At 75.2% G+C, this 19,704-nt stretch carries 18 protein-coding genes; 13 read left to right on the forward strand and 5 right to left on the reverse strand.

Annotation, left to right across the window (positions count from 1 at the left end):
• Positions 1-206 precede the first annotated feature (206 nt).
• Both SACTE_RS29910 and SACTE_RS29915 read right to left on the reverse strand, forming a co-directional pair.
• Positions 207-776 (reverse strand): type 1 glutamine amidotransferase domain-containing protein, encoded by a 570-nt coding sequence (locus SACTE_RS29910; protein WP_014049755.1) that lies wholly within the window; start codon positions 774-776, stop codon positions 207-209.
• 112 nt (positions 777-888) lie between these two features.
• Entirely contained in the window at positions 889-2,313 is a 1,425-nt protein-coding gene (locus SACTE_RS29915; RefSeq protein WP_078492669.1) for an MFS transporter, read from the reverse strand.
• 460 nt (positions 2,314-2,773) lie between these two features.
• On the opposite strand from SACTE_RS29915, the gene SACTE_RS29920 reads away from it, so the two are divergent.
• Positions 2,774-3,871: a glutamate--cysteine ligase gene (locus SACTE_RS29920; RefSeq protein ID WP_019993196.1), complete on the forward strand. Its 1,098-nt coding sequence runs from the start codon at positions 2,774-2,776 to the stop codon at positions 3,869-3,871.
• A 25-nt stretch (positions 3,872-3,896) separates the two neighbouring features.
• On the opposite strand, the gene SACTE_RS29925 is transcribed toward SACTE_RS29920, so the two are convergent.
• Together SACTE_RS29925 and SACTE_RS29930 are read right to left on the reverse strand one after the other, a co-directional pair.
• The gene (locus tag SACTE_RS29925) at positions 3,897-5,141 is read right to left on the reverse strand and encodes a cytochrome P450 (protein ID WP_014049758.1); all 1,245 of its coding nucleotides are present in this window, start codon (positions 5,139-5,141) and stop codon (positions 3,897-3,899) included.
• 129 nt (positions 5,142-5,270) lie between these two features.
• On the reverse strand, positions 5,271-6,215 hold the full coding sequence (locus tag SACTE_RS29930) for a polysaccharide pyruvyl transferase family protein (protein WP_014049759.1): 945 nt from the start codon (positions 6,213-6,215) through the stop codon (positions 5,271-5,273).
• Between the two features lie 168 nt (positions 6,216-6,383).
• Between SACTE_RS29930 and SACTE_RS29935 the strand changes: the two genes are divergently transcribed.
• From SACTE_RS29935 to SACTE_RS29990, 12 genes are read left to right on the forward strand one after another with little or no spacing between them, the layout of a single operon-like run.
• A complete protein-coding gene (locus SACTE_RS29935; RefSeq protein WP_014049760.1) occupies positions 6,384-7,391 on the forward strand; it encodes an NAD-dependent epimerase/dehydratase family protein in 1,008 nt (335 codons plus the stop codon).
• Between the two features lie 12 nt (positions 7,392-7,403).
• Positions 7,404-9,038: a carbamoyltransferase C-terminal domain-containing protein gene (locus SACTE_RS29940; protein ID WP_014049761.1), complete on the forward strand. Its 1,635-nt coding sequence runs from the start codon at positions 7,404-7,406 to the stop codon at positions 9,036-9,038.
• 20 nt (positions 9,039-9,058) lie between these two features.
• A complete protein-coding gene (locus SACTE_RS29945; RefSeq protein WP_019993197.1) occupies positions 9,059-10,087 on the forward strand; it encodes a glycosyltransferase in 1,029 nt (342 codons plus the stop codon).
• The gene (locus SACTE_RS29950; protein ID WP_014049763.1) at positions 10,084-10,692 is read left to right on the forward strand and encodes an HAD family hydrolase; all 609 of its coding nucleotides are present in this window, start codon (positions 10,084-10,086) and stop codon (positions 10,690-10,692) included. Before SACTE_RS29945 ends, SACTE_RS29950 begins: the two co-directional genes overlap by 4 nt.
• The gene (locus SACTE_RS29955) at positions 10,689-11,696 is read left to right on the forward strand and encodes a glycosyltransferase family 9 protein (protein ID WP_014049764.1); all 1,008 of its coding nucleotides are present in this window, start codon (positions 10,689-10,691) and stop codon (positions 11,694-11,696) included. Before SACTE_RS29950 ends, SACTE_RS29955 begins: the two co-directional genes overlap by 4 nt.
• Positions 11,693-12,655, forward strand: coding sequence for a glycosyltransferase (locus SACTE_RS29960; RefSeq protein ID WP_014049765.1), 963 nt, complete (start codon positions 11,693-11,695; stop codon positions 12,653-12,655). The genes SACTE_RS29955 and SACTE_RS29960 overlap by 4 nt, the downstream gene beginning before the upstream one ends.
• Positions 12,652-13,887, forward strand: a complete 1,236-nt coding sequence (locus SACTE_RS29965) for a glycosyltransferase (protein ID WP_014049766.1) — start codon at positions 12,652-12,654, stop codon at positions 13,885-13,887. The genes SACTE_RS29960 and SACTE_RS29965 overlap by 4 nt, the downstream gene beginning before the upstream one ends.
• A complete protein-coding gene (locus SACTE_RS29970; RefSeq protein ID WP_014049767.1) occupies positions 13,884-14,534 on the forward strand; it encodes an SIS domain-containing protein in 651 nt (216 codons plus the stop codon). The genes SACTE_RS29965 and SACTE_RS29970 overlap by 4 nt, the downstream gene beginning before the upstream one ends.
• Positions 14,531-15,967, forward strand: a complete 1,437-nt coding sequence (gene rfaE2, locus SACTE_RS29975) for a D-glycero-beta-D-manno-heptose 1-phosphate adenylyltransferase (RefSeq protein WP_014049768.1) — start codon at positions 14,531-14,533, stop codon at positions 15,965-15,967. The genes SACTE_RS29970 and rfaE2 overlap by 4 nt, the downstream gene beginning before the upstream one ends.
• A gap of 5 nt (positions 15,968-15,972) precedes the next feature.
• Positions 15,973-16,992, forward strand: coding sequence for a glycosyltransferase family 9 protein (locus SACTE_RS29980; RefSeq protein ID WP_019993198.1), 1,020 nt, complete (start codon positions 15,973-15,975; stop codon positions 16,990-16,992).
• Positions 16,985-17,893: a glycosyltransferase gene (locus tag SACTE_RS29985; protein WP_014049770.1), complete on the forward strand. Its 909-nt coding sequence runs from the start codon at positions 16,985-16,987 to the stop codon at positions 17,891-17,893. Before SACTE_RS29980 ends, SACTE_RS29985 begins: the two co-directional genes overlap by 8 nt.
• Positions 17,890-18,807 (forward strand): glycosyltransferase, encoded by a 918-nt coding sequence (locus SACTE_RS29990; RefSeq protein WP_014049771.1) that lies wholly within the window; start codon positions 17,890-17,892, stop codon positions 18,805-18,807. The genes SACTE_RS29985 and SACTE_RS29990 overlap by 4 nt, the downstream gene beginning before the upstream one ends.
• 132 nt (positions 18,808-18,939) lie before the next feature.
• Here the strand turns inward: SACTE_RS29990 and SACTE_RS29995 are convergent, their stop codons facing one another.
• Positions 18,940-19,401: a DUF5709 domain-containing protein gene (locus SACTE_RS29995; RefSeq protein WP_014049772.1), complete on the reverse strand. Its 462-nt coding sequence runs from the start codon at positions 19,399-19,401 to the stop codon at positions 18,940-18,942.
• Positions 19,402-19,704 lie beyond the last annotated feature (303 nt).

Below are 19,704 nucleotides of genomic sequence, written 5' to 3' on the forward strand. Positions count from 1 at the left end.
GTTCACCCCCGCCGAGCCCCTTGTCCCGTCGGCCGGTCGGCATTCTTCCCGACGCGGTCCGTCCCCGCAGGCGTCCCACGGAATCTCTCACCGGTGTCCCGCGGCGGGACCCCGCCGCCGAGCGCCTCACCGGCCGAAGAGCCGTGCGTCCCGGCCACGCGGCGCCGCGGGACCGGGACGCCGTGCCGGGCGCGGCCGGACGGCGGTCAGGACCGTACGGCGGCGAGTGCCGTGTCCATCTCCCGGATGAAGGGATCCAGGTCTCCCGGATTGCGTGAGGTGATCAGGAGCCAGCCGCCGTCGGTGTCCGTCACCACCGGCTCGTCGGCCCACGTGCCGCCCGCGTTGCGGATGTCCGTCCGCAGGGAGGCGTACGAGGTGAGCCGCTTGCCCGCGACGACACCCGCCTCGACCAGCGCCCACGGCCCGTGGCAGATCGCCGCGACCGGACGGCCGGAGTCCGTGAAGGAGCGGACGATCGTGCCGGCGGAGCTCTGCAGGCGCAGGGTGTCGGCGTTCAGGGTGCCGCCGGGGATGAGCAGCAGGTCGTAGTCGGCCGGGTCGGCGTCGGCCAGCGTGAGGTCGGGGCGCACGGTCCTGCCGGGGTCCTTGTCGCCCACCAGGGTCACGATGTCGTCCGTCGTCACGGCGGCGACGTCGACCCGGGCACCCGCACCACGGAGGTGCTCCACGGGGACCACGAGTTCGTCCTGCTCCACGCCGTAATTGGTGACGACGGCCAGTACCTTGCGCCCGTTCAGGTCGTGGTCGGTCATCGCTGCCACCTTTCCTCGGATGTCTCGGAACGGGCCCGCCGGGGTGCGGGGCCGCGCCCCTGAGGTGCCCCTGATCGGCACGGGTATGCGTCCTCGCCGCCACCCGGCGCGGTCAGGACGCCTGGCCGAGCGCCGCCGACGGAGCGAGGGCCGTGGCCGCCACCGGTACCGACACCTGCGCGGAGGCCGCCACCGGCGGGGAGGCCGCCCCGGGCCGGGCGAGGACACGGTGGCGCAGGCCGCCGCAGGCGATCGCGCCGGCGATCAGCAGCCCGCCCGACACGAGGGTCACACGGACCCCCGCGAACTCCAGCAGAAGCCCCAGCAGGGGCGGGCCGGCCAGCCCCCACGCCGTACCCGCACTGCGCCAGACCCCGAGGACGCGGCCGCGCATCTCCGGCGCCGGGTCGGTCTGCAGCACCGTCGCGCCCGCCGTGTCGGAGACGGACTCCACCACCGCCATGGGGACGACCAGCAGGACCAGCACGACGAGACCGGGGGACAGCCCGGCCGCGGCCTGGAGCAGCCCGCCGCAGGCGGCGAGCGTGCCCACCAACCGGACCGTGGGCCTGAGCAGCCGCCCGGCGAGCAGCGCGCCGAGCACACCGCCCACGGCCAGCACGGTGGAGACGACGCCGAAATCGCTCTCCTGGGCACCCAGCGGCCCGACGACCAGGACGGCCAGGGTCAGCTGGTAGTTGCGTCCGAAGAGGGAGCTGAGACCGGTGATCCCGGCCAGCGCGACCAGCCGGGGACGGCTCAGGAAGTAGCTCAGCCCGGCCCGCGCCCCCGTGGACGCCGTGCCGTGCGGAGCCGGTGCCGGACGTCCCCGCTCCCGGGCGGCCGGGCGGGTGGACGCGGAGGCCTGCCGCAGCGCGTGGGCGGCGGGCCTGAGCGTGGGGATGATCGCGGCCACGAAGAGGAAGGAGACGCCGTTCGCCAGGTAGGCCGAGGAGGCGCCCAGTGTGCCGACCGCCACCGCGGCCAGCGCCGTCCCGATGAGCCGGCCCGCGCTGTGCACCATCGAGCCGAGCGCGATGGCCGAGGGGACGTCCCCGGCCGGCACCAGATCGTTGCCCAGCAGGGCCGTGGCGGGCCCGTCGATGGTGTTCACGATGCCGGTGACCGCGGCCAGCAGGAGCAGGACGGGCATGCTCAGCAGATCCAGCCCGATCAGGGCGGCCGTGGAGAAGGCGACCAGCCCGAGTACCGCCTGGCTCACGGCCGCGGTGACCTTGCGGGGCCACCGGTCGACCGCGGCGCCGCCGACGACCCCGAGCAGCAGGCCCGGCCCCGCCTGGACGGCCAGCGAGAGGCCGGTGGCGGCAGCCGAACCCGTCACCTGGAGGACCAGCAGGTTCTGCACGGTCAGCTGCATCCAGGTGCCGGCGTTGGACACCAGATTGGCCAGGGACCACCGGCGCATGCTCGGGGTGCGCAGACAGCGCCAGGGGCTGCCCCCACGCTTCCGGCGGGGCGCGGCGGAGCGGACGGAGGGCAGGACGGGAACACGGGGGAGAGGCACAGCGCAGCACATTTCGGACGGGACCGGGGACAAGACACCCGGCGGTCCCCGGAGGAGCGGAGAGCGGAGTCTTGGGTGCCGGGAGGGCGGCCTCCTCGCGGTCGGGCCTGCCGTGCCGGCGCCGTACATCTTCACAAACGGTAGCGAGTGCCGTGAAACGGACGGCAGGGTGTGCGCGCCCCCTCGGCCCCTCCAGGGCCCCAACTCCCCATCTTTCGCGGGGTGTCGGCAACGCGGTGTCGTTGCTCACACGGATGCCGGCGGCGCGAGGCATGGCCGGGGCCTCACAGGGCAGCAGAACGGTCACGGCCGCCCCGCACCGGTGGGGCGGCGGTCGGCTCCAGCCGGCCGACGGCGGTCCGTGCTCGACGACCTCACTCGCCGTACGCTCGTATGTACCCATGCGAGCGACTGCGATCGGGTTTGTCGTGACGGTCCGCCTCGCCGCCGGAACCCGCCGACGGCAGAAAGGATGCGCATCGTGCGAACCGTCGGTGTCGAGGAAGAACTCCTGCTCGTGGACGAGGAGAGCGGCGAGCCCCAGGCGCTCTCGACAGCGGTGCTGGCCCTCGCCGAGCGCCGCGCGGAAGGGGACTCCGCCTTCGAGGCGGAGCTCCACCGCCAGCAACTGGAATTCGCCACCGAGCCCCGCAGCTCGATGAGTGAGCTACGGGCCGAGATCCTGCGGTGGCGGGCCGAGGCCGCCGCGAGCGCGGCGGAGGCCGGGGCCACGGTGGTGGCGCTGGCGACCTCGCCGCTGCCCGTCAGTCCCACCATCGGCACCGGCGAGAGGTACCGGTGGCTGGCCGACCGCTTCGGCCTGACCACCCAGGAGCAGCTGACGTGCGGCTGCCACGTCCACGTCTCGGTGGAATCGGACGAGGAGGGCGTCGCGGTCCTGGACCGGATCCGCCCATGGCTCTCCGTCCTCCTCGCGCTGAGCGCGAACTCGCCGTACTGGCAGGGCCAGGACACCTGCTACGGCAGCTACCGCAGCAGGGTCTGGGGCCGGTGGCCCTCGTCGGGCCCGGTCGAGCTCTTCGGCTCCGCACAGGGCTACCACGACCACGTGCAGGCCCTGCTGGACACGGAGGTGCTGCGCGACGTGGGGATGATCTACTTCGACGCGCGGCTCTCCGACCGCTACCCCACCGTCGAGGTCCGGGTGGCCGACGTCTGCCTCGAGGCCGCCGACACCGCCCTGATGGCCACCCTGGTGCGGGGCCTGGTCGAGACGGCCGCCCGCGCCTGGCGCGCCGGGGAAGCGCCGGACCCGGTCGCGGTCAGCACGCTGCGGATGGCCGCCTGGCAGGCCGGACGGTCGGGACTGGAGGAGAGCCTGCTCCACCCGCCGACCATGCGCCCCCGGCCCGCGGCCGAGGTGGTCCAGGCACTGCTCGCCCACGTACGGGACGCCCTGGAGGACAGCGGCGACCTCGCCGCGGCCGAAGAGGGCGTCAAGACCCTCCTGTCCCGGGGGACGGGCGCCCATGCCCAGCGGGAGCTGCTGGAGCGGACCGGCAGCCTGCGCAAGGTCGTCGCCGAGTGCGCCGCCCGGACCCGCGGCTGAGCGTCCCGCGAACCCCGCGCAGGGCCTACACCGGTCGGCGGACGCCGGTGACGACGAATCCGCTGCGCGGGGCGGTCGGGATCCGGTTCAGCGGAATCCGCAGGTCCTGCTCGACCGTCCGGTACGACAGCCTCGCCAGCAGGACCGACACGGTGGCCAGCACCGCGAGGGTGATGTCCTCACCCGGGCAGCGATGCCCCGTCCAGGGGTCACCACCGCCCTGCGGGACCAGCTCGTCACGGCGCGGCGGCCCGTCCTCGAAGCGTGACGGGTCGAACGTGTACGGACGGGGCCAGAAGTCAGGGTCGTGGTTCTGGCCGTACAGGTCCAGCAGCACGAGGGTGCCCGGTGCGATCGGTCTGCCCAGCCATTCGAGTGGCTCCGCCGCCAGCCCGCCGATGAACGGGGCGAACGGATAGAGACGGCGGACCTCCTGGGCGAACCGGTAGGAGTACCCCGGTTCGTCCGCGGCCAGCGGCGCGCGGTGCCCGGGGTGCCGGTGCAGGGCGTGGGCAGCGAAGGTCACGAACCAGCTGACGGCCACGGTCGGCCGCAGGATGTTCAGCACCTCGACCGCGGCCGTACGCGGATCCAGCAGGGTGCCGTCCGCCTCACGGTGCAGGGCCACGGCGCGGAACGGCGTCAGGCCGGACGGTGCCGCCCCGGTCCGCCCGGCTCCCGCGTCGGCACGCTCCCGCTCGACCAGCCGCGCCACCCTGGCCTCCTGCCGGTGCCGCGCCCGCCGGGCCCGGAAGTGCCGCGGGCCCGGCGTCGCGAAGCCGTCCACCATCGCCACCAGATCCCGTGCGGTGCGCTCCGCCCCGGCCTCGGGCAGCGGCACCCCCGCCCAGGCGTGGACGGCACGGGTCAGCAGCAGGGCGACCGCGTCGAAGAGGACCACCCGGGAGCGGCCCGCCCAGACGTCGGTGTCCCGGTCCCACGCGGCGGCGACCTCCTCCGTCAGGGCCCGCACCCGGACGGGGTCGGTCAGCAGCCGCATGAACATCGCCTTGCGCACCCGGTGCGCCTCCCCGTCCAGGGTGTGCACGGCCCCCTGCCCGAAGAGCGTGTCGATCACGGGCTCAGGCAACGCCGTACGGCGGTGGACACGGTTCCCGTCGTAGAAGAAGCGCGCGGCGGCGGGGCCGTGCAGCGCGATCACGCGCTTTCCGAGGAGGCGGGTGCGCACCGGAGCCCCACCGCTCCCGCGCCGGCGGTCGGGCAGCCATGAGTAGCCCTTGAGGAGGAGGGGCAGGGTGCTGTCGGCCATCAGGGTCTCCGTCGGTCGGGAGCCGGATCCGGGCCGCCCACGGAGGCGCCGCCCGCAGGACCCCTCCGCCCGGCCCGTCCGGGCGGGGTCCCGCAGCCGATCCTGCGCGTACGGGCGGTGCCGCGCGAGTCAGTGCCCGCTGTCCAGGTCCCGGAGGCCGAGGGCACCGCCCGCGCCCCGCAGCAGCAGCGCCCGACGCCGCTCGGCCGCCGCCTTCCCGGCGGGCGAAAGGCACCAGGCCCACCAGTCGTCCAGCACCTCCGGGGACAGGTCCTCGCAGGGGACCACCGCGGGCCAGCGCACCACGGAGGCCTGGGCCGACACCTTGGCGCCGCCCCGGACCGGATCCACCACCAGCGCCGGTACGCCCGTCCGCAGGGCCAGCACCATGCCGTGCAGGCGGTCGGTCACCATCAGGTCCAGCCGGCCGACCAGGGAGAGGTACTGGTCAGCGGTCCGGCACTGCCGCCAGGTGTCCCGGGCCAGCCGGGTGTCGGCCTCCACCCGCGCGCAGTCCTGGCCGGCCAGCCAGGAACCCAGCACCTCCGCGGCCCGGTCGTGGTCGCGCCGGGCGCCGTACTCGCCCTGGCCATGGGTCAGGGCGACACCCACGAGGGGCCGGGCGGGTCCGGACCGGGCGGCACCCGCCAGGTCCGCCATCAGCCCCGCCCCCGCCCGGTCACGGGCCAGGACGCGGTGGAAGCCGGTGACCTCGGGGGCCCGCTCGTCCACGACGCTCACCCCGACCGCCGTGCGCCGGCACGCGGCGTACCGCTCGTGCAACCGGAGGATCTGGTCGCCGTGCAGCGGCCCGCAGACGAACAGCAGCTGTTCGTAGGATTCCGGCCGCGCCTCCTCCAGCGTCAGCTCACCCGGCGCGAAGACCGGGCTCCACGCCGAATCATGGGCGACACCCAAACGGCCGAGCGCGTCCGATACGGCGCGTTCCGCGAGCGCGTCACCGGCGGTCACCTCCCCGTCGCGGAAGCTGAACCAACCGGTGACCAGCGCTCGCCCCGACGCACTGCGGGGGCGCAGCAGCGAGTCGAGTGCGGAGGGAAGACCGTGGCGCATCGTCGATTGCCCTTCCTCGGTTCGGTCCCACGGTATGCCCCGAGATGCAGTGGAGCCGTCCTTCGGCAGGATCCATAGGTGAGAACCGAGCGCGGGAACACGCCCGGCCGGGCGCCGCCGACAGGGCAGTTCCCACCCCGCGCCCCGACAGGAAGGGAGAGCCAGCACATGACGCCTTCGGTAGCAGCCGAACGCCTGCCCTGGCGACGCGCACTGGTGACCGGCGGAGCCGGATTCCTCGGCTCCCACCTCTGCGAACGCCTGCTGGAGGGCGGGGTCGGGGTGGACTGCGCCGACAACCTTTCGTCGGGCTCGGCCCGCAACGTGGCGCACCTCGTCGGCAGAGCCGGATTCCGATTCCTGAACTGCGACGTGTCGGACCCCGCCTGTGCCCAGGAGCTCACCGGGCCCTACGACCTCGTGCTGCACTTCGCCTGTCCGGCGTCCCCGGCCGACTACCTGCGGATGCCTCTGGAGACGCTGGACGTCGGGAGCCTCGGTACCCGCAACCTGCTGGCCGTCGCCGAGAGGGACGACGCGCGTCTGCTGCTGGCGTCCACCTCCGAGGTGTACGGCGACCCGTTGGTCCACCCGCAGCGGGAGGACTACTGGGGCAACGTCAACCCGGTCGGCCCGCGCAGCGTCTACGACGAGTCGAAGCGGTTCTCCGAAGCCCTCGTCACCGCCCACGCCGGTGCCCGGGGGACGAACGCCGGGATCGTCCGGCTCTTCAACACCTACGGCCCGCGCATGCGCGCACACGACGGCCGGGCGGTCCCCACCTTCATCTGCCAGGCACTCGCGGGCGAGCCTCTGACCATCGCGGGCGACGGCAGCCAGACCAGGTCGCTGTGTTACGTCGACGACACCCTCGACGGCGTCATGCGGGTGGCCGCCAGCCGGTCCGTACGCCCCGTCAACATCGGCGGGAGCGACGAGACCACGGTCCGGGAGATCGCCCGCCGGGTCGTCAAGCTGACCAACTCCGCCTCCCGGATCGTCTCCATCGACCGGCCCGTCGACGACCCCGAGCGGCGACGGCCCGACACCACACTCGTACGCGAGATGTTCGGCTGGGAGCCGAGCGTGTCCTGGGAAGAGGGGCTGGAGCGCACCATCGCGTACTTCTCCGAGCTGCTCGCCACCCAGGGCGAACGCCCGGCCGAGAGTCTCTGAAGGAGCCTGTGCATGCGTGTGCTCGGTATCAACGCCCTGTTCCACGACCCCTCGGCCGCCCTCGTGATCGACGGCCGAACCGTCGCCGCCGCTGAGGAGGAACGTTTCAGCAGGCGCAAGCACGGCAAACGCCCCGTGCCGTTCTCGGCGTGGGAACTTCCGGAGCTCGCCGCCCGCTGGTGCCTTCGCAGCGCCGGGCTCACCCCGGCCGACCTGGACGCCGTCGCGTACTCCTACGACCCGGCCCTGGCCGAACCCGCGCAGCAGCTGGGGCTCGACGACCCCTTCGACCACCTGCGCCAGGAGTACGCCCGACGGGCGCCGGAGTTCCTGGCCGGGGCGCTGCCCGGCCTCGACCCGGCCAAGGTCCGCTTCGTCGCCCACCACGTGGCGCACGCCGCCTCCGCCGGGCTAGCCTCCCCGCTGGGCGACTGCGCGGTGCTGGTGCTCGACGGGCGCGGGGAGTGCGCCTCCCAGCTCGCCGGCAACTACACCGGCGGCAGGCTGGACGTCCTCGGCACCCAGCGACTGCCGCAGTCCCTCGGCCTGTTCTACGAGGACCTCACCGACCACCTCGGATTCCTGCGCAGCAGCGACGAGTTCAAGGTGATGGCCCTCGCCTCCTACGGCACGCCACGCTTCGCCGACCGCATCGCCGAGCAGGTGCACGGGCTGGGCGACGGAGGGTTCCGGTCCTCCGGAGTCGAGTGGGAGCGCTTCGCCCCCCGCAGGGAACCCGGAGGCCCCTACACCGAGGCGCACGCGGACCTCGCCGCCAGTGCCCAACGGTGCCTGGAGGAGACGGTCCTGGACATCGCCCGATGGCTCCATGGACGGACCGGTGCGCCCCGCCTGGCACTCGCCGGGGGAGTGGCACTCAACTGCGTGGCCAACACCCGGCTGCACCGGGAGGGCCTGTTCGACGAGGTCTGGGTCCAGCCCGCCGCCGGGGACGCCGGAACCGCGCTGGGCGCGGCCCTGCACCTCGCGGCCGAGCAGGGGCCGGTGCGCCCGATGGACACGGCGGCGCTCGGCAGGGGGTGGAGCGACGAGGAGTTGCGCCGCATGCTGGAGGCGGCGGCACTGCCCTACGAGGAACCGGAGGACGTCGCCGTCGCCGTGGCGGAGGAGCTGGCCCAGGACGGCGTCGTCGCGTGGTTCCAGGGCCGCAGCGAGTTCGGCCCCCGGGCCCTCGGCCACCGCTCGCTCCTCGCCCACCCCGGCCGGGCCGAGAACCTGGAACGGCTGAACGCGGTTAAGGGGCGGGAGGAGTTCAGGCCCGTCGCCCCCATGGTCCTCGCGGAACGGGCCGCCGAACTCTTCGACGGGCCCCTGCCCAGCCCGTACATGCTCTTCGTCCACGACGTGGCCGAGGCCTGGCGGTCCCGCGTCCCCGCGGTGGTCCACGTGGACGGCACCGCCAGGATCCAGACCGTCGACAGCGCCGCCGAACCCCTCGTGGCCAGGATGCTCACCGCGTTCGAACGGCGCACCGGGCTGCCCGTCGTCGTCAACACCAGCCTGAACACCGCGGGCCGGCCCATGGTCGACCATCCCCGCGAAGCACTTGAGTGCTTCGGGTCGGCGCCCGTCGACCTGCTGGCCATCGGGCCGTTCCTGGTCCGCCGTTCCAAGGCGTTCACATGACGGCCGGGGCCCCGGGACCGATGACCGGAGACGCCCGCTCCGAGGGCGAGCGGCCGTACCCCGCGGAGGTCTACTCCGTGGTCGTCCCCACCATCGGCCGCCGCTGCCTCGACGACTGCCTGAGCGCCCTCGCCGCCGCGGCGGACCCGCCGCCGCACGAGGTACTCGTCGTGGACGACCGTCCGGACCCCGACGGCCCGCTGGACGTGAGCGGCGCGGGCCCGCTGGCCGACCGCGTCCGGGTCCTCGCCACGCACGGCCGCGGCCCGGCCGCCGCCCGCAACGCGGGTCTGCGCGAGGTCGCCGCGCCCTGGGTGGTCTTCCTCGACGACGACGTGACGGTGCGGCCCGACTGGGGCGCCCGCCTCGCCCGGGACCTGGCCGAAGCCGGCCCCGGGACGGTGGGCGTGCAGGGGCGGCTGACCGTGCCGCTGCCCGACGACCGCAGGCCCACCGACTGGGAACGCTGTACGGCGGGCCTGGCGGAGGCGGCCTGGGCCACCGCGGACATGGCCTACCGCACCCGGACGGTGCGCGCGGCCGGCGGTTTCGACGAGCGGTTCCCCCGCGCCTTCCGCGAGGACGCCGACCTCGCCCTGCGGATGATGGGCGAAGGATGGGGCCTCGTGCGCGGAAGCCGCGCCACCGTGCACCCCGTACGCCCGGCGGACCGCTGGATCTCCCTGCGCACCCAGCGCGGCAACGCCGACGACGTCCTGATGAGCCGGCTGCACGGCTCCGACTGGTGGTTCAGGGCCGAGGCCCCCCGGGGCCGCCTGCCCGGACACGCCGCGACCACCGCGGCCGGACTCGCCGCCCTCGTCCTGGCCCTCGCCGGGCGACGGCGTACCGCGGCGGTCGCGGCCGGACTGTGGGCCGCCGGCACCGCGGAGTTCGCGTGGGCCCGTATCGCTCCGGGCCCCCGCACCGCCACCGAGATCACCACGATGCTCGCCACCAGTGCCGCCATCCCGCCCCTCGCGGTCGGCCACTGGCTCGCGGGACACCTCAGGCACCGGGGCGCGGCCCCGTGGGGAGGCCGGTCATGACAGCACGCCGACGACGACGTACCCCCGACACACCCACGGCCCCCCGGGCCTTCCGGCCCACCGCCGTCCTGTTCGACCGCGACGGGACGCTGGTCCACGACGTCCCGTACAACGGCGACCCCGCCCTCGTCCGACCGGTCCCCGGGGCCGCCGAGGCCGTACGGCTGGTGCGGGAGGCCGGGCTACCGACCGGGGTCGTCACCAACCAGTCCGGCATCGGCCGCGGTCTGCTCTCCCACGAGGACGTACGGCGCGTCAACACCCGGATCGACGAACTGATCGGGCCGCTGGACGTCTGGGTCTACTGCCCGCACCTGCCCGAGGCGGGCTGCCCCTGCCGCAAGCCGCTCCCCGGCCTGGTCGTCGACGCGGCCGTACGGCTCGGGCTGCGCCCCGAGGACTGCGCGGTGATCGGCGACATCCGGGCGGACGTGCTCGCCGCCCGGGCCGCGGGAGCCGAAGGGATCCTGGTCCCCAACGCGGCGACCCTGCCGGAGGAGACCGAGGCCGAGCCGGGGCGGGCCCCCGACATCCTGACCGCGGTACGGCGGCTGATGGCCCGTCCCGCCGCACGGGCCGTCCCGGCGGGCGGAGGGCCGGCGTGAACGTCCTCGTCGTGCGACTCGACAGCTTCGGCGACGTGCTGCTCGCCGGGCCCGCCGTACGGGCGGCCGCCGCACAGGCCGCACACCTCACCGTGCTCTGCGGTCCCCTGGGCGAACCCGCCGCCCGGATGCTCCCCGGTGTGGACGACGTCATCGTCTGGCGTGCGCCGTGGGAGGGCGTCCACCCACCGGACGTGGAGGAGGCCGACGTACCCGGTCTCGTCGCCGGACTGCGCGAACGGTCGTTCGACACCGCCCTCGTCCTCACCTCCTTCCACCAGAGCCCGCTGCCGGCCGCCCTGCTGCTCCGCCTCGCGGGCGTCGGCAGGATCGGCGCCGACAGCGTCGACCACCCCGGCCGGCTGCTCGACGTACGCCACCGGCGCCTACCGGACCGGCACGAGGCCGAGGCGGCCCTGGACACCGCGCTGGCCATGGGGTTCCGGCTGCGCGCCGGAGACGACGGCCGGCTGCGCGTGCTGCCCGCGCCCGACACCGCCGCGCTCACCGGCAACGGCCCCTACGTGGTCGTCCACCCGGGGGCCAGCGCGCCGGCCCGCTCCTGGGACGCCGAACGGCACGCCGAGGCCGTACGGATGCTCGCCGACGCCGGACACCGCGTCGTCGTCACCGGCGGCCCCGCCGAGAAGGCCCTGACCCGCATGGTGAGCGGCGACGACGCCGTCGACCTCGGTGGCCGCACCGGGCCCCGGGAGCTGGCCGGGGTGCTGCGCGGCGCCGACGCGCTGGTCAGCGCCAACACCGGGCCCGCCCATCTGGCCGCCGCCGTCGGCACGCCCGTCGTCTCGCTGTTCGCGCCCGTCGTGCCCGCCTCGCGCTGGGCGCCCTACGGCGTGCCCACCGTGCTCCTGGGCGACCAGCGCGCCGACTGCGCCGGGACCCGGGCCCGGCACTGTCCGGTGCCCGGGCACCCCTGCCTGAACGGCGTCACCGCCCACGACGTCGTGGGCGCGGTGCACAAGCTCCTGAAGGAGAGCGCATGAACATCCTCATCTGGCACGTGCACGGCTCGTGGCTGACCTCCTTCGTCCAGGGGCCGCACACCTACCTGGTACCGGTGACTCCCGACCGCGGACCCGACGGCCTGGGCCGCGCCCGGACCTGGACCTGGCCCGCGTCGGCGGTCGAACGCACCCCCGAGGAACTGCGCGACAGCGAGATCGACCTCGTCGTCCTGCAACGACCCCACGAGATCGAACTCACCCACGCGTGGACCGGCCGACGGCCCGGGCGCGACGTCCCCGCCGTGTACGTGGAGCACAACAGCCCCCACGACACGCCCGTGGACACCGTGCACCCGGTCGCGGGCCGCACGGACATCCCGCTCGTCCACGTCACCCACTTCAACCGGCTCATGTGGGACAACGGGCGGGCGCCCACCAGCGTCGTCGAACACGGGATCATCGACCCCGGGCAGCTGTGGACGGGGACCGAGCCGAGAGCCGCCGTGGTCGTCAACGAACCCGTACGGCGCGGACGGACGACCGGCACCGACCTGCTTCCCCACCTGGCCAGGGCCGCACCCCTGCACGTGTTCGGCATGGGCACCGAGGGGCTCGCCCGGCACCTGGACCTCCCGCCGGAGCTGTGCCGGACCTCCGAACTCCCGCAGAGCGGGCTCCACCCGGCCATGGCCCGCTGCCGGGTCTACCTGCACCCCGTGCGGTGGACCTCGCTCGGGCTCTCCCTCCTGGAGGCGATGTTCCTCGGCATGCCCGTCGTCGCCCTGGGGACGACGGAGGTCCGCGAAGCGGTGCCACCGGACGCCGGGGTCGTCTCCAACCGGCCCGACGTACTCGACGACGCCCTGCGGCACTTCCTCGCGGACGCCGCGTACGCCGAGCGGACCGGGAACCGCGCGCGGGCCGCCGCCCGCGCCAGGTACGGCGTCCAACGGTTCCTGGACGACTGGGAACGACTGATGAAAGAGGTCACGCGATGACGCAGCCCAAGCCGCGCCCCGGCCGGATCGCCCTGGTGTCCGAGCACGCGAGTCCCCTTGCGGAGCTGGGCGGTCCGGACGCGGGCGGTCAGAACGTCTACGTCGCGCAGCTGGCCCGGCACCTGGTCCGGCGCGGACACGACGTCACCGTCTACACCCGCCGCGACAGCCCCGACGTCCCGGCCACCGTGCGGACCCCGCACGGGGTGAAGGTCGTCCATGTGCCGGCCGGGCCGCCCACCGTCGTACCGAAGGACGAACTGTTCGCCTGGATGCCCGAGTTCGGCGCGCACCTGGCCGGAATGTGGCGGCGCACCCGGCCCGACGTCGTCCACGCGCACTTCTGGATGTCCGGGCTGGCGGCCCTCGCCGGGGCCCGGGACACCGGTGTCCCGGTCGTCCAGACGTACCACGCGCTGGGTACCGTGAAGCGGCGCTACCAGGGCACCGAGGACACCAGTCCGCGTGAACGCGTCGAGATCGAGGCCCGCATCGGGGCCGAGGCGGACGCGATCATCGCGACCTGCGCCGACGAGGTGGACGAACTCGTCGCCATGGGGGTCGACCGCTCACGGATCGGGGTCGTGCCGTGCGGGGTGGACACCGGCCAGTTCTCGCCGAGGCCCGCCGCCCGCAGGCCGGACGCTCCCCGACGGCTCCTGGCCGTGGGGCGGCTCGTCCCCCGCAAGGGGTTCGACCGCGCGATCAGGGCCCTGGCCGGGGTCCCGGACGCCGAACTGGTCATCGCCGGAGGACCCGAGGCACCGCTGCTGTTCGCCGACCCGGAAGCCGAACGGCTCCGCAAGGTCGCCTCCGAGCACGGGGTGACCGAACGCGTCCGGATGCTCGGCTGCGTCCCGCAGCACCTCATGCCGGGCCTCCTCTCCAGCGCCGACCTGCTGCTCTCCCTGCCGAGGTACGAGCCGTTCGGCATCGTGCCCATCGAGGCCATGGCCTGCGGCACACCGGTCGTCGCCACGGCCGTGGGAGGCCAGCTCGACACCGTCGTCGACGGGGTGACCGGCATCCACGTGCCTCCCGAGGGCGACGATCACGAACTCGCCGGCGTCATCCGCGCCCTGCTCGACGACCCGGCCCGGCGCGCCCGCTACGGGGCGGCCGGCCGCACGCACGCGCTCGCCCGTTTCACCTGGGACGAGGTGGCCGACGGTGTCGCGCGCGTCTACTCCCGGCTCAGTCCCGTTCCCCTGCTCTCAGAGGTGGCACGATGAAGCTCATCGCTCCCGGCCGGCACTGTGACGACCTGGCCCGCGCACTTCCGGCCTTCCGCACCGCCGCGTCGGTCACCGAACGGTGGGGCGCCGCACTGGCCCGCGTCCTGCCCGGCGGCGGACGGCTGCTCGTGGCGGGCAACGGCGGCAGCGCCGCCCAGGCCCAGCACCTGACCGCCGAACTCGTCGGCCGCTACAAGGACGACCGGCCCGCGTACTCGGCGCTCGCCCTGCACGCCGACACCTCCTCCACCACCGCCATCGCCAACGACTACGGCGTCCAGGAGGTGTTCGCCCGGCAGACCTGCGCGCACGGCCGCCGCGGGGACGTGCTGATGCTCCTGTCGACCAGCGGGGCCAGTGCCAACCTGCTGGCCGCGGCGAGGGAGGCCCGGCGGATCGGGATGCCCGTCTGGGCCCTGACCGGCCCCGAGCCCAACCCGCTGGCCGCGGCGAGCGACGAGGCGCTGTGCGTCGAGGCCGAGGTGTCCGCCACGGTCCAGGAACTGCACCTGGTCGCCGTCCACATGGTCTGCGAGGCCTTCGACCGCGAGATCGCCGCCCGGACGGCCCGAGAGACCCGCCGGGTGCGGGCGGAGCGGCCGCAGGCGGCCGACGGCACACCGGCCGGGGAGGAGCGCGCATGAAGTCCCGCACACCCCTGGTGGTCGTGGGCGACGCCCTGCTCGACCGTGACGTGACGGGCCACGCGGAACGGCTCGCCCCCGACGCCCCCGTCCCCGTTCTCAGCCGGCCCGAGCGTTCCGCGCGGCCGGGCGGAGCCGCTCTGGCCGCCTGCCTCGCGGCGGGCGACGGCCGGGAGGTCACCTTCGTCACCGCACTCGGCGACGACGAGTCCTCCCGCACGGTCCGCGGGATGCTCCAGGACCGGGTGCGACTCGTCGAGATCCCGCTCACGGGGGCACTCGCCTGCAAGACGAGGCTGATGGCCGACGCGCGCCCCCTGCTCCGCCTCGACGACGGGGACGGGCGCGCGGCGGCCGCCACCCCCGAGGCCGAGGAGGCGGTGGCCGGGGCCCCGGCCGTTCTGGTCGCGGACTACGGGCGGGGCACGGCGGACGCCCTGCGGGCCGCCCTGACCGCGCGGGCCGCCCACGCGCCGGTGGTCTGGGACCCGCACCCCGCGGGAGGGCCGCCGGTACCGGGCACGCGTCTGGTCACCCCCGCCGCCGCGGAGGCCCGGCGCTTCGCGGGGCGCGAGACGGCCGGGCCGGACGAGGACGGCGCCAAGGGCCCGCGCACCGGACTGCGGGCGGCGGCCGCCGACGCCCGGCGGCTGCTGGAACTGTGGGACGTCGCCTCGGTCGCCGTCACCCTGGGCGAGGACGGCGCCCTGCTGTACCAGGGGGGCACCCCGCTGCTGATGCCCGCGCCCTACCGGGCGGGCGGCGACTGCTGCGGTGCCGGCGACAGATTCGCCGCCACGGCCGCGGGCCGGCTCGCCGACGGCGAACTGACCGAGACCGCCCTGCGGGAGGCGGTCGAGACCGCGACCCGGTTCGTGGCCGACGGCGGAGCCCACGGCGTCCTGCGCGAGTCGGCCCCCGGCGGCCAGGACGCGGCACCGGCCCACGGGGCGCAGGAGCTCGTCCGCCGGGTCCGCGCACGCGGCGGCACCGTGGTCGCGGCGGGCGGCTGCTTCGACCTGCTGCACGCCGGACACGTCGAACTCCTCCAGGCCGCCCGCCGGGTGGGTGACTGCCTGGTCGTGTGCGTCAACTCCGACGCCTCCGTACGGCGCCGCAAGGGTGGCGGCCGCCCCGTGGTGACCGCCGCCGACCGGGTCCGGGTGCTGGAGGCCCTGGACTGTGTCGACGCGGTCGTCGTCTTCGACGAGGACACCCCCGAACGCCTCCTGGGCGAACTGCGCCCCGACGTCTGGGCGAAGGGCGGCGACTACGCGCTCTCCGACCTCCCCGAGGCCGGTCTCCTGGAGAGCTGGGGAGGGCAGGTGGTCCTCCTGCCCTACCTGGACGGCCGCTCCAGCACCCGGCTGGTGGAACGGGCCTCCCGCGGGCCCGGCGCGGCGCCCCGCTCCGCCCCCTCGTCGCGGCGGTGAGGGCGGTGGCCCACCTCGGACCCGCCCCCCTCCCACGGCCCACGGGGAGTCGGCCCACCGTACTGATCCTGCGCGCCCTGGGCCTCGGTGACCTGCTCGCGGGGGTACCGGCCCTGCGCGCTGTGCGACGGGCGTTCCCCGGCCACGAGACCGTCCTCGCGGCACCGGCCTCGCTGGGCCCCGCCGTACGGGCGACCGGGGCGGTCGACGCCCACTTCCCGACCGAGGAGAACGGACGCCGCGTCCCCTCGCTCGTCCACTGGCGGCACGCCGCGCCGGACGTCGCCGTCGACCTGCACGGAAACGGCCCGGAAAGCCACGACGCCCTGGCCGAGCTGGCACCCGGCCGGCTCCTGTCCTACGCGCGGCCGGAGCCGGGGCACCCCGCGCCACCGCGCTGGCGGGCCGACGAACACGAACGGCACCGCTGGTGCCGTTTCCTCCGGTCCCACGGCATCCCGGCGGACCCCGGGGAGCTGCGGATCGCACCGCCGGCCGTACCGTCGCCGGCCCCGGGAGCCGTCGTGCTGCACCCGGGGGCCGACTCCGGGGCCCGCCGCTGGCCTACCGGCCGCTACGCCGCCGTCGCCGCGGGACTGCGGGCTGCCGGGCGGAGGGTCGTCGTCACCGGAGGCCCGGGGGAGAAGCAGCTCTGCGCCGAGGTGGCCGAGGGCGCGGGGATGGGAGGCCGGGACGTCTTCGCCGGCACGCTGACCTTCGACCAGCTGTCCGCGCTCATCGCCGGGGCCAGGCTCTTCGTCAGCGGTGACACCGGGCCCGCCCATCTGGCCTTCGCCCACGGCACCCCCTCGGTCACCCTCTTCGGGCCCGTCTCCCCCGAGCTCTGGGGCCCGCCTCCGGGCCGGTGCCACACCGCCCTGTGGCACCCGGGCCCCCCGGGAGACCCGCACGCGGCGGAGCCGGACCCGCTGCTGCTGAGGCTCGACGCCCGCCGGGTGCTGGAGCGGGCACTCGGCGCACTGGACCACGGAGGCACCACGGAGGAAGTGACCGCGCATGCCTGACCGCCGGCGTGAGGACGGTGCGGACGCCCGCACCACGGTCGTCATCATCACCCGCGACCGCCGGGAGAGCCTGCTGCGCACCCTGGACCACCTGGCGGCGCTGCCCGAGCGGCCCCCCGTCATCGTGGTCGACAACGGATCGGCGGACGGCACCCCGGACGCCGTACGCGCCCACCCGTGCGGGGCCCGGCTGCTGCTGCCCGGCCGCAACACCGGGGCCGTCGGACGGAACCTGGCGGTACGTCAGGCCTCGACGCCGTACGTCGCCTTCAGCGACGACGACTCCTGGTGGGAGCCCGGATCCCTGAAAGCGGCGGCGGCGCTCTTCGACACCTACCCTCGGCTCGGCCTGCTCGCCGCCCGTACGGTGGTGGAGCCCGACGGGACGGACGACCCGATCGACGCGCTGCTCGCGAACTCGCCGCTGCCGACCCGCGCGGACCTGCCCGGCACCCCGGTGCTCGGATTCCTGGGCTGCGCGGCCGTGGTGCGCCGGTCCGCGTTCCTGGCGGCCGGCGGCTACCACCCGCTCCTGTTCTTCGGGGCCGAGGAGGCCCTGCTCGCCTACGACCTGACGGCGGCCGGGTGGGGAGTCGTCCACGAGCCGTCCCTGCTTTCGCACCACGGCCCCGACACCGGGCCCCGGCCCGGCCGGGCGGTCGCCCTGCGGCGTAACGCCCTGCTGACGGCCTGGCTCCGGCGGCCCCTTCGGATCGCCCTGCGAGAGACGGGACGCCTGCTGGGGGAGTGGGCGCACGGCGGGACGGACGCGGGCCGGGCCCTGCGGGAGGCGCTCGTCAGATTCCCGGCGGCGCTGCGGCTGCGCCGGCCGCTGCCCGCCTGGGTGGAGGGCCAGATCGCCCTGCTGGAGAGCGACGCGCGGGGAGGGCGGGACCGATGACGGCCGCCGCCCCCGCGGGCCCCGACCCGCGCACCACCGTCGTGGTCATCACCCGCAACCGCCGCACCGAACTCATGCGCACCCTGAGGCTCCTGGAGCAGCTGCCCGAACGCCCGGACGTCATCGTGACGGACAACGGCTCGGACGACGGCACGGCCCGGGCCGTGGCCGACGACTTCCCCGGCGTCCGGCTGCTCACCCCCGGGGAGAACCTCGGTGCGGTGGGCCGCAACCTCGCCGTCCGCCAGGTCCGCACCCCGTACGTGGCCTTCTGCGACGACGACACCTGGTGGGAGCCGGGCTCCCTGCGCACGGCCGCCGACCGGCTGGACGCGCATCCCCGGCTGGCCGCCGTGACGGCACGGATCGTCGTCGAACCGGGGGGCGAGGACGACCCGGTGGTCGCGGAGCTCCGCGACTCGCCGCTCACCGGCCCCGACTGGCTCCCCGGGCCGGCCATCGGCTCCTTCCTCGCGGCGGCGACGGTGATGCGGACACGGGCCTTCCGCGAGGCCGGCGGCTTCCACCCCGGGATCTGGCTCGGCGGCGAGGAGGAGCTGCTGGCCACGGACCTGATGCGGTCGGGCTGGTGGATGGCGTACCTCCCCGAGGCCGTGATCCACCACGCCGCCTCGGCGGTCCGCGACAGCACGGCCCGGCGGGTGACCGGGCTGCGCAACACGCTGTGGTTCACCTGGTTGCGGCGCCCGGCCGGACCGGCGGTGCGGCGCACCCTGTACCTGCTGGCCACGGTCCCCAGGGACCTGGCCTCGCTGCGGGCGCTCGGACAGGCGTTGCGGGGGCTGCCGTGGGTCCTGCGGCAGCGGCGCCCGGTGCCCCCGGACGTCGAGGCGCGACTGGCGGCGCTGGAGCGGGCCCAGCGGCGGGGGAGCGCGCGACGGTACGTGGGGTGAGGGCCCCGCCTCCATCCCCGGGGGACGCCCGGTCCGGACGGCCGGTATCCAGGCGTGAGGCGCGGGCGCCGGTGGTGTCACCGGCGCCCGCGAGGTGTCACGGAAGAGCCTTCGGGCGTGTCGGGCCTTCGGTCAGGCCCCGGACTCGTCGTCCTGGATGTGCACCGCGGCCTCCTCCGCCGACGCCGCGCCTCCGTCGATGCCCACGTCGCGGCCGAGCACCCTGTTGTGGCGCTCGTCGCCGGGTTCCTCCGGAGCGGCGACGCGTCCGGCGCGCTCGTCGCCGGCCTCCTCCTCCGTCGGGCCGTTGTCCTGCGGCTCGTCATCGTCCTCGGGTTCCTGGAGGGGGTCCTCCTCGGGCACCTCCTGGGCGAGCCGCCGGTCGAGGGACTCGCCTTCGCGCTGCTCCTCGCCGGTCGTGCCGTACTTCGACACCCCCAGGGGCTTCTCCGGCGGGGAGTAGCCCGTGTCCAGCACGTCGTCGAGGTCGGGCTCGTCGATCACGTTCTCCGGATCGAGCTCGTCCGTCGGCCGGTTGTCCGCGTCCGAACCATCCGGCTGGTAGACGTCGTCACCGCGTCCTTCTCCGGACATGTGCCTGTTCCTTCCCTTGAGGTATGCCGTGTCCGCCGCCGCCCGTATCCACGGGCCGTACGGCGTCGTCGCTCTCCTGCCCACGTGAGCGCGGGTCAGTGATGCCAGGAGGCCGGTTTCCCGCAGGCGGCCGGTCCGGTCCCCGTCGGTGCCCCTGTCGCGGCGGTGCGACCGCCGGGCGGGGTGGAAGGCCTGGTCAGCGCCATCGCGGCCACCATCCGACGGCCCCGGCAGCTTATGGCCGATCCCGGGCCGGTGCGACCGCGCAACGCCGTACGTCCGGGGCTGCGGAGCAAGGCGGTC

The organism is Streptomyces sp. SirexAA-E (assembly GCF_000177195.2).
In the GTDB taxonomy this organism is placed as follows: domain Bacteria; phylum Actinomycetota; class Actinomycetes; order Streptomycetales; family Streptomycetaceae; genus Streptomyces; species Streptomyces flavovirens.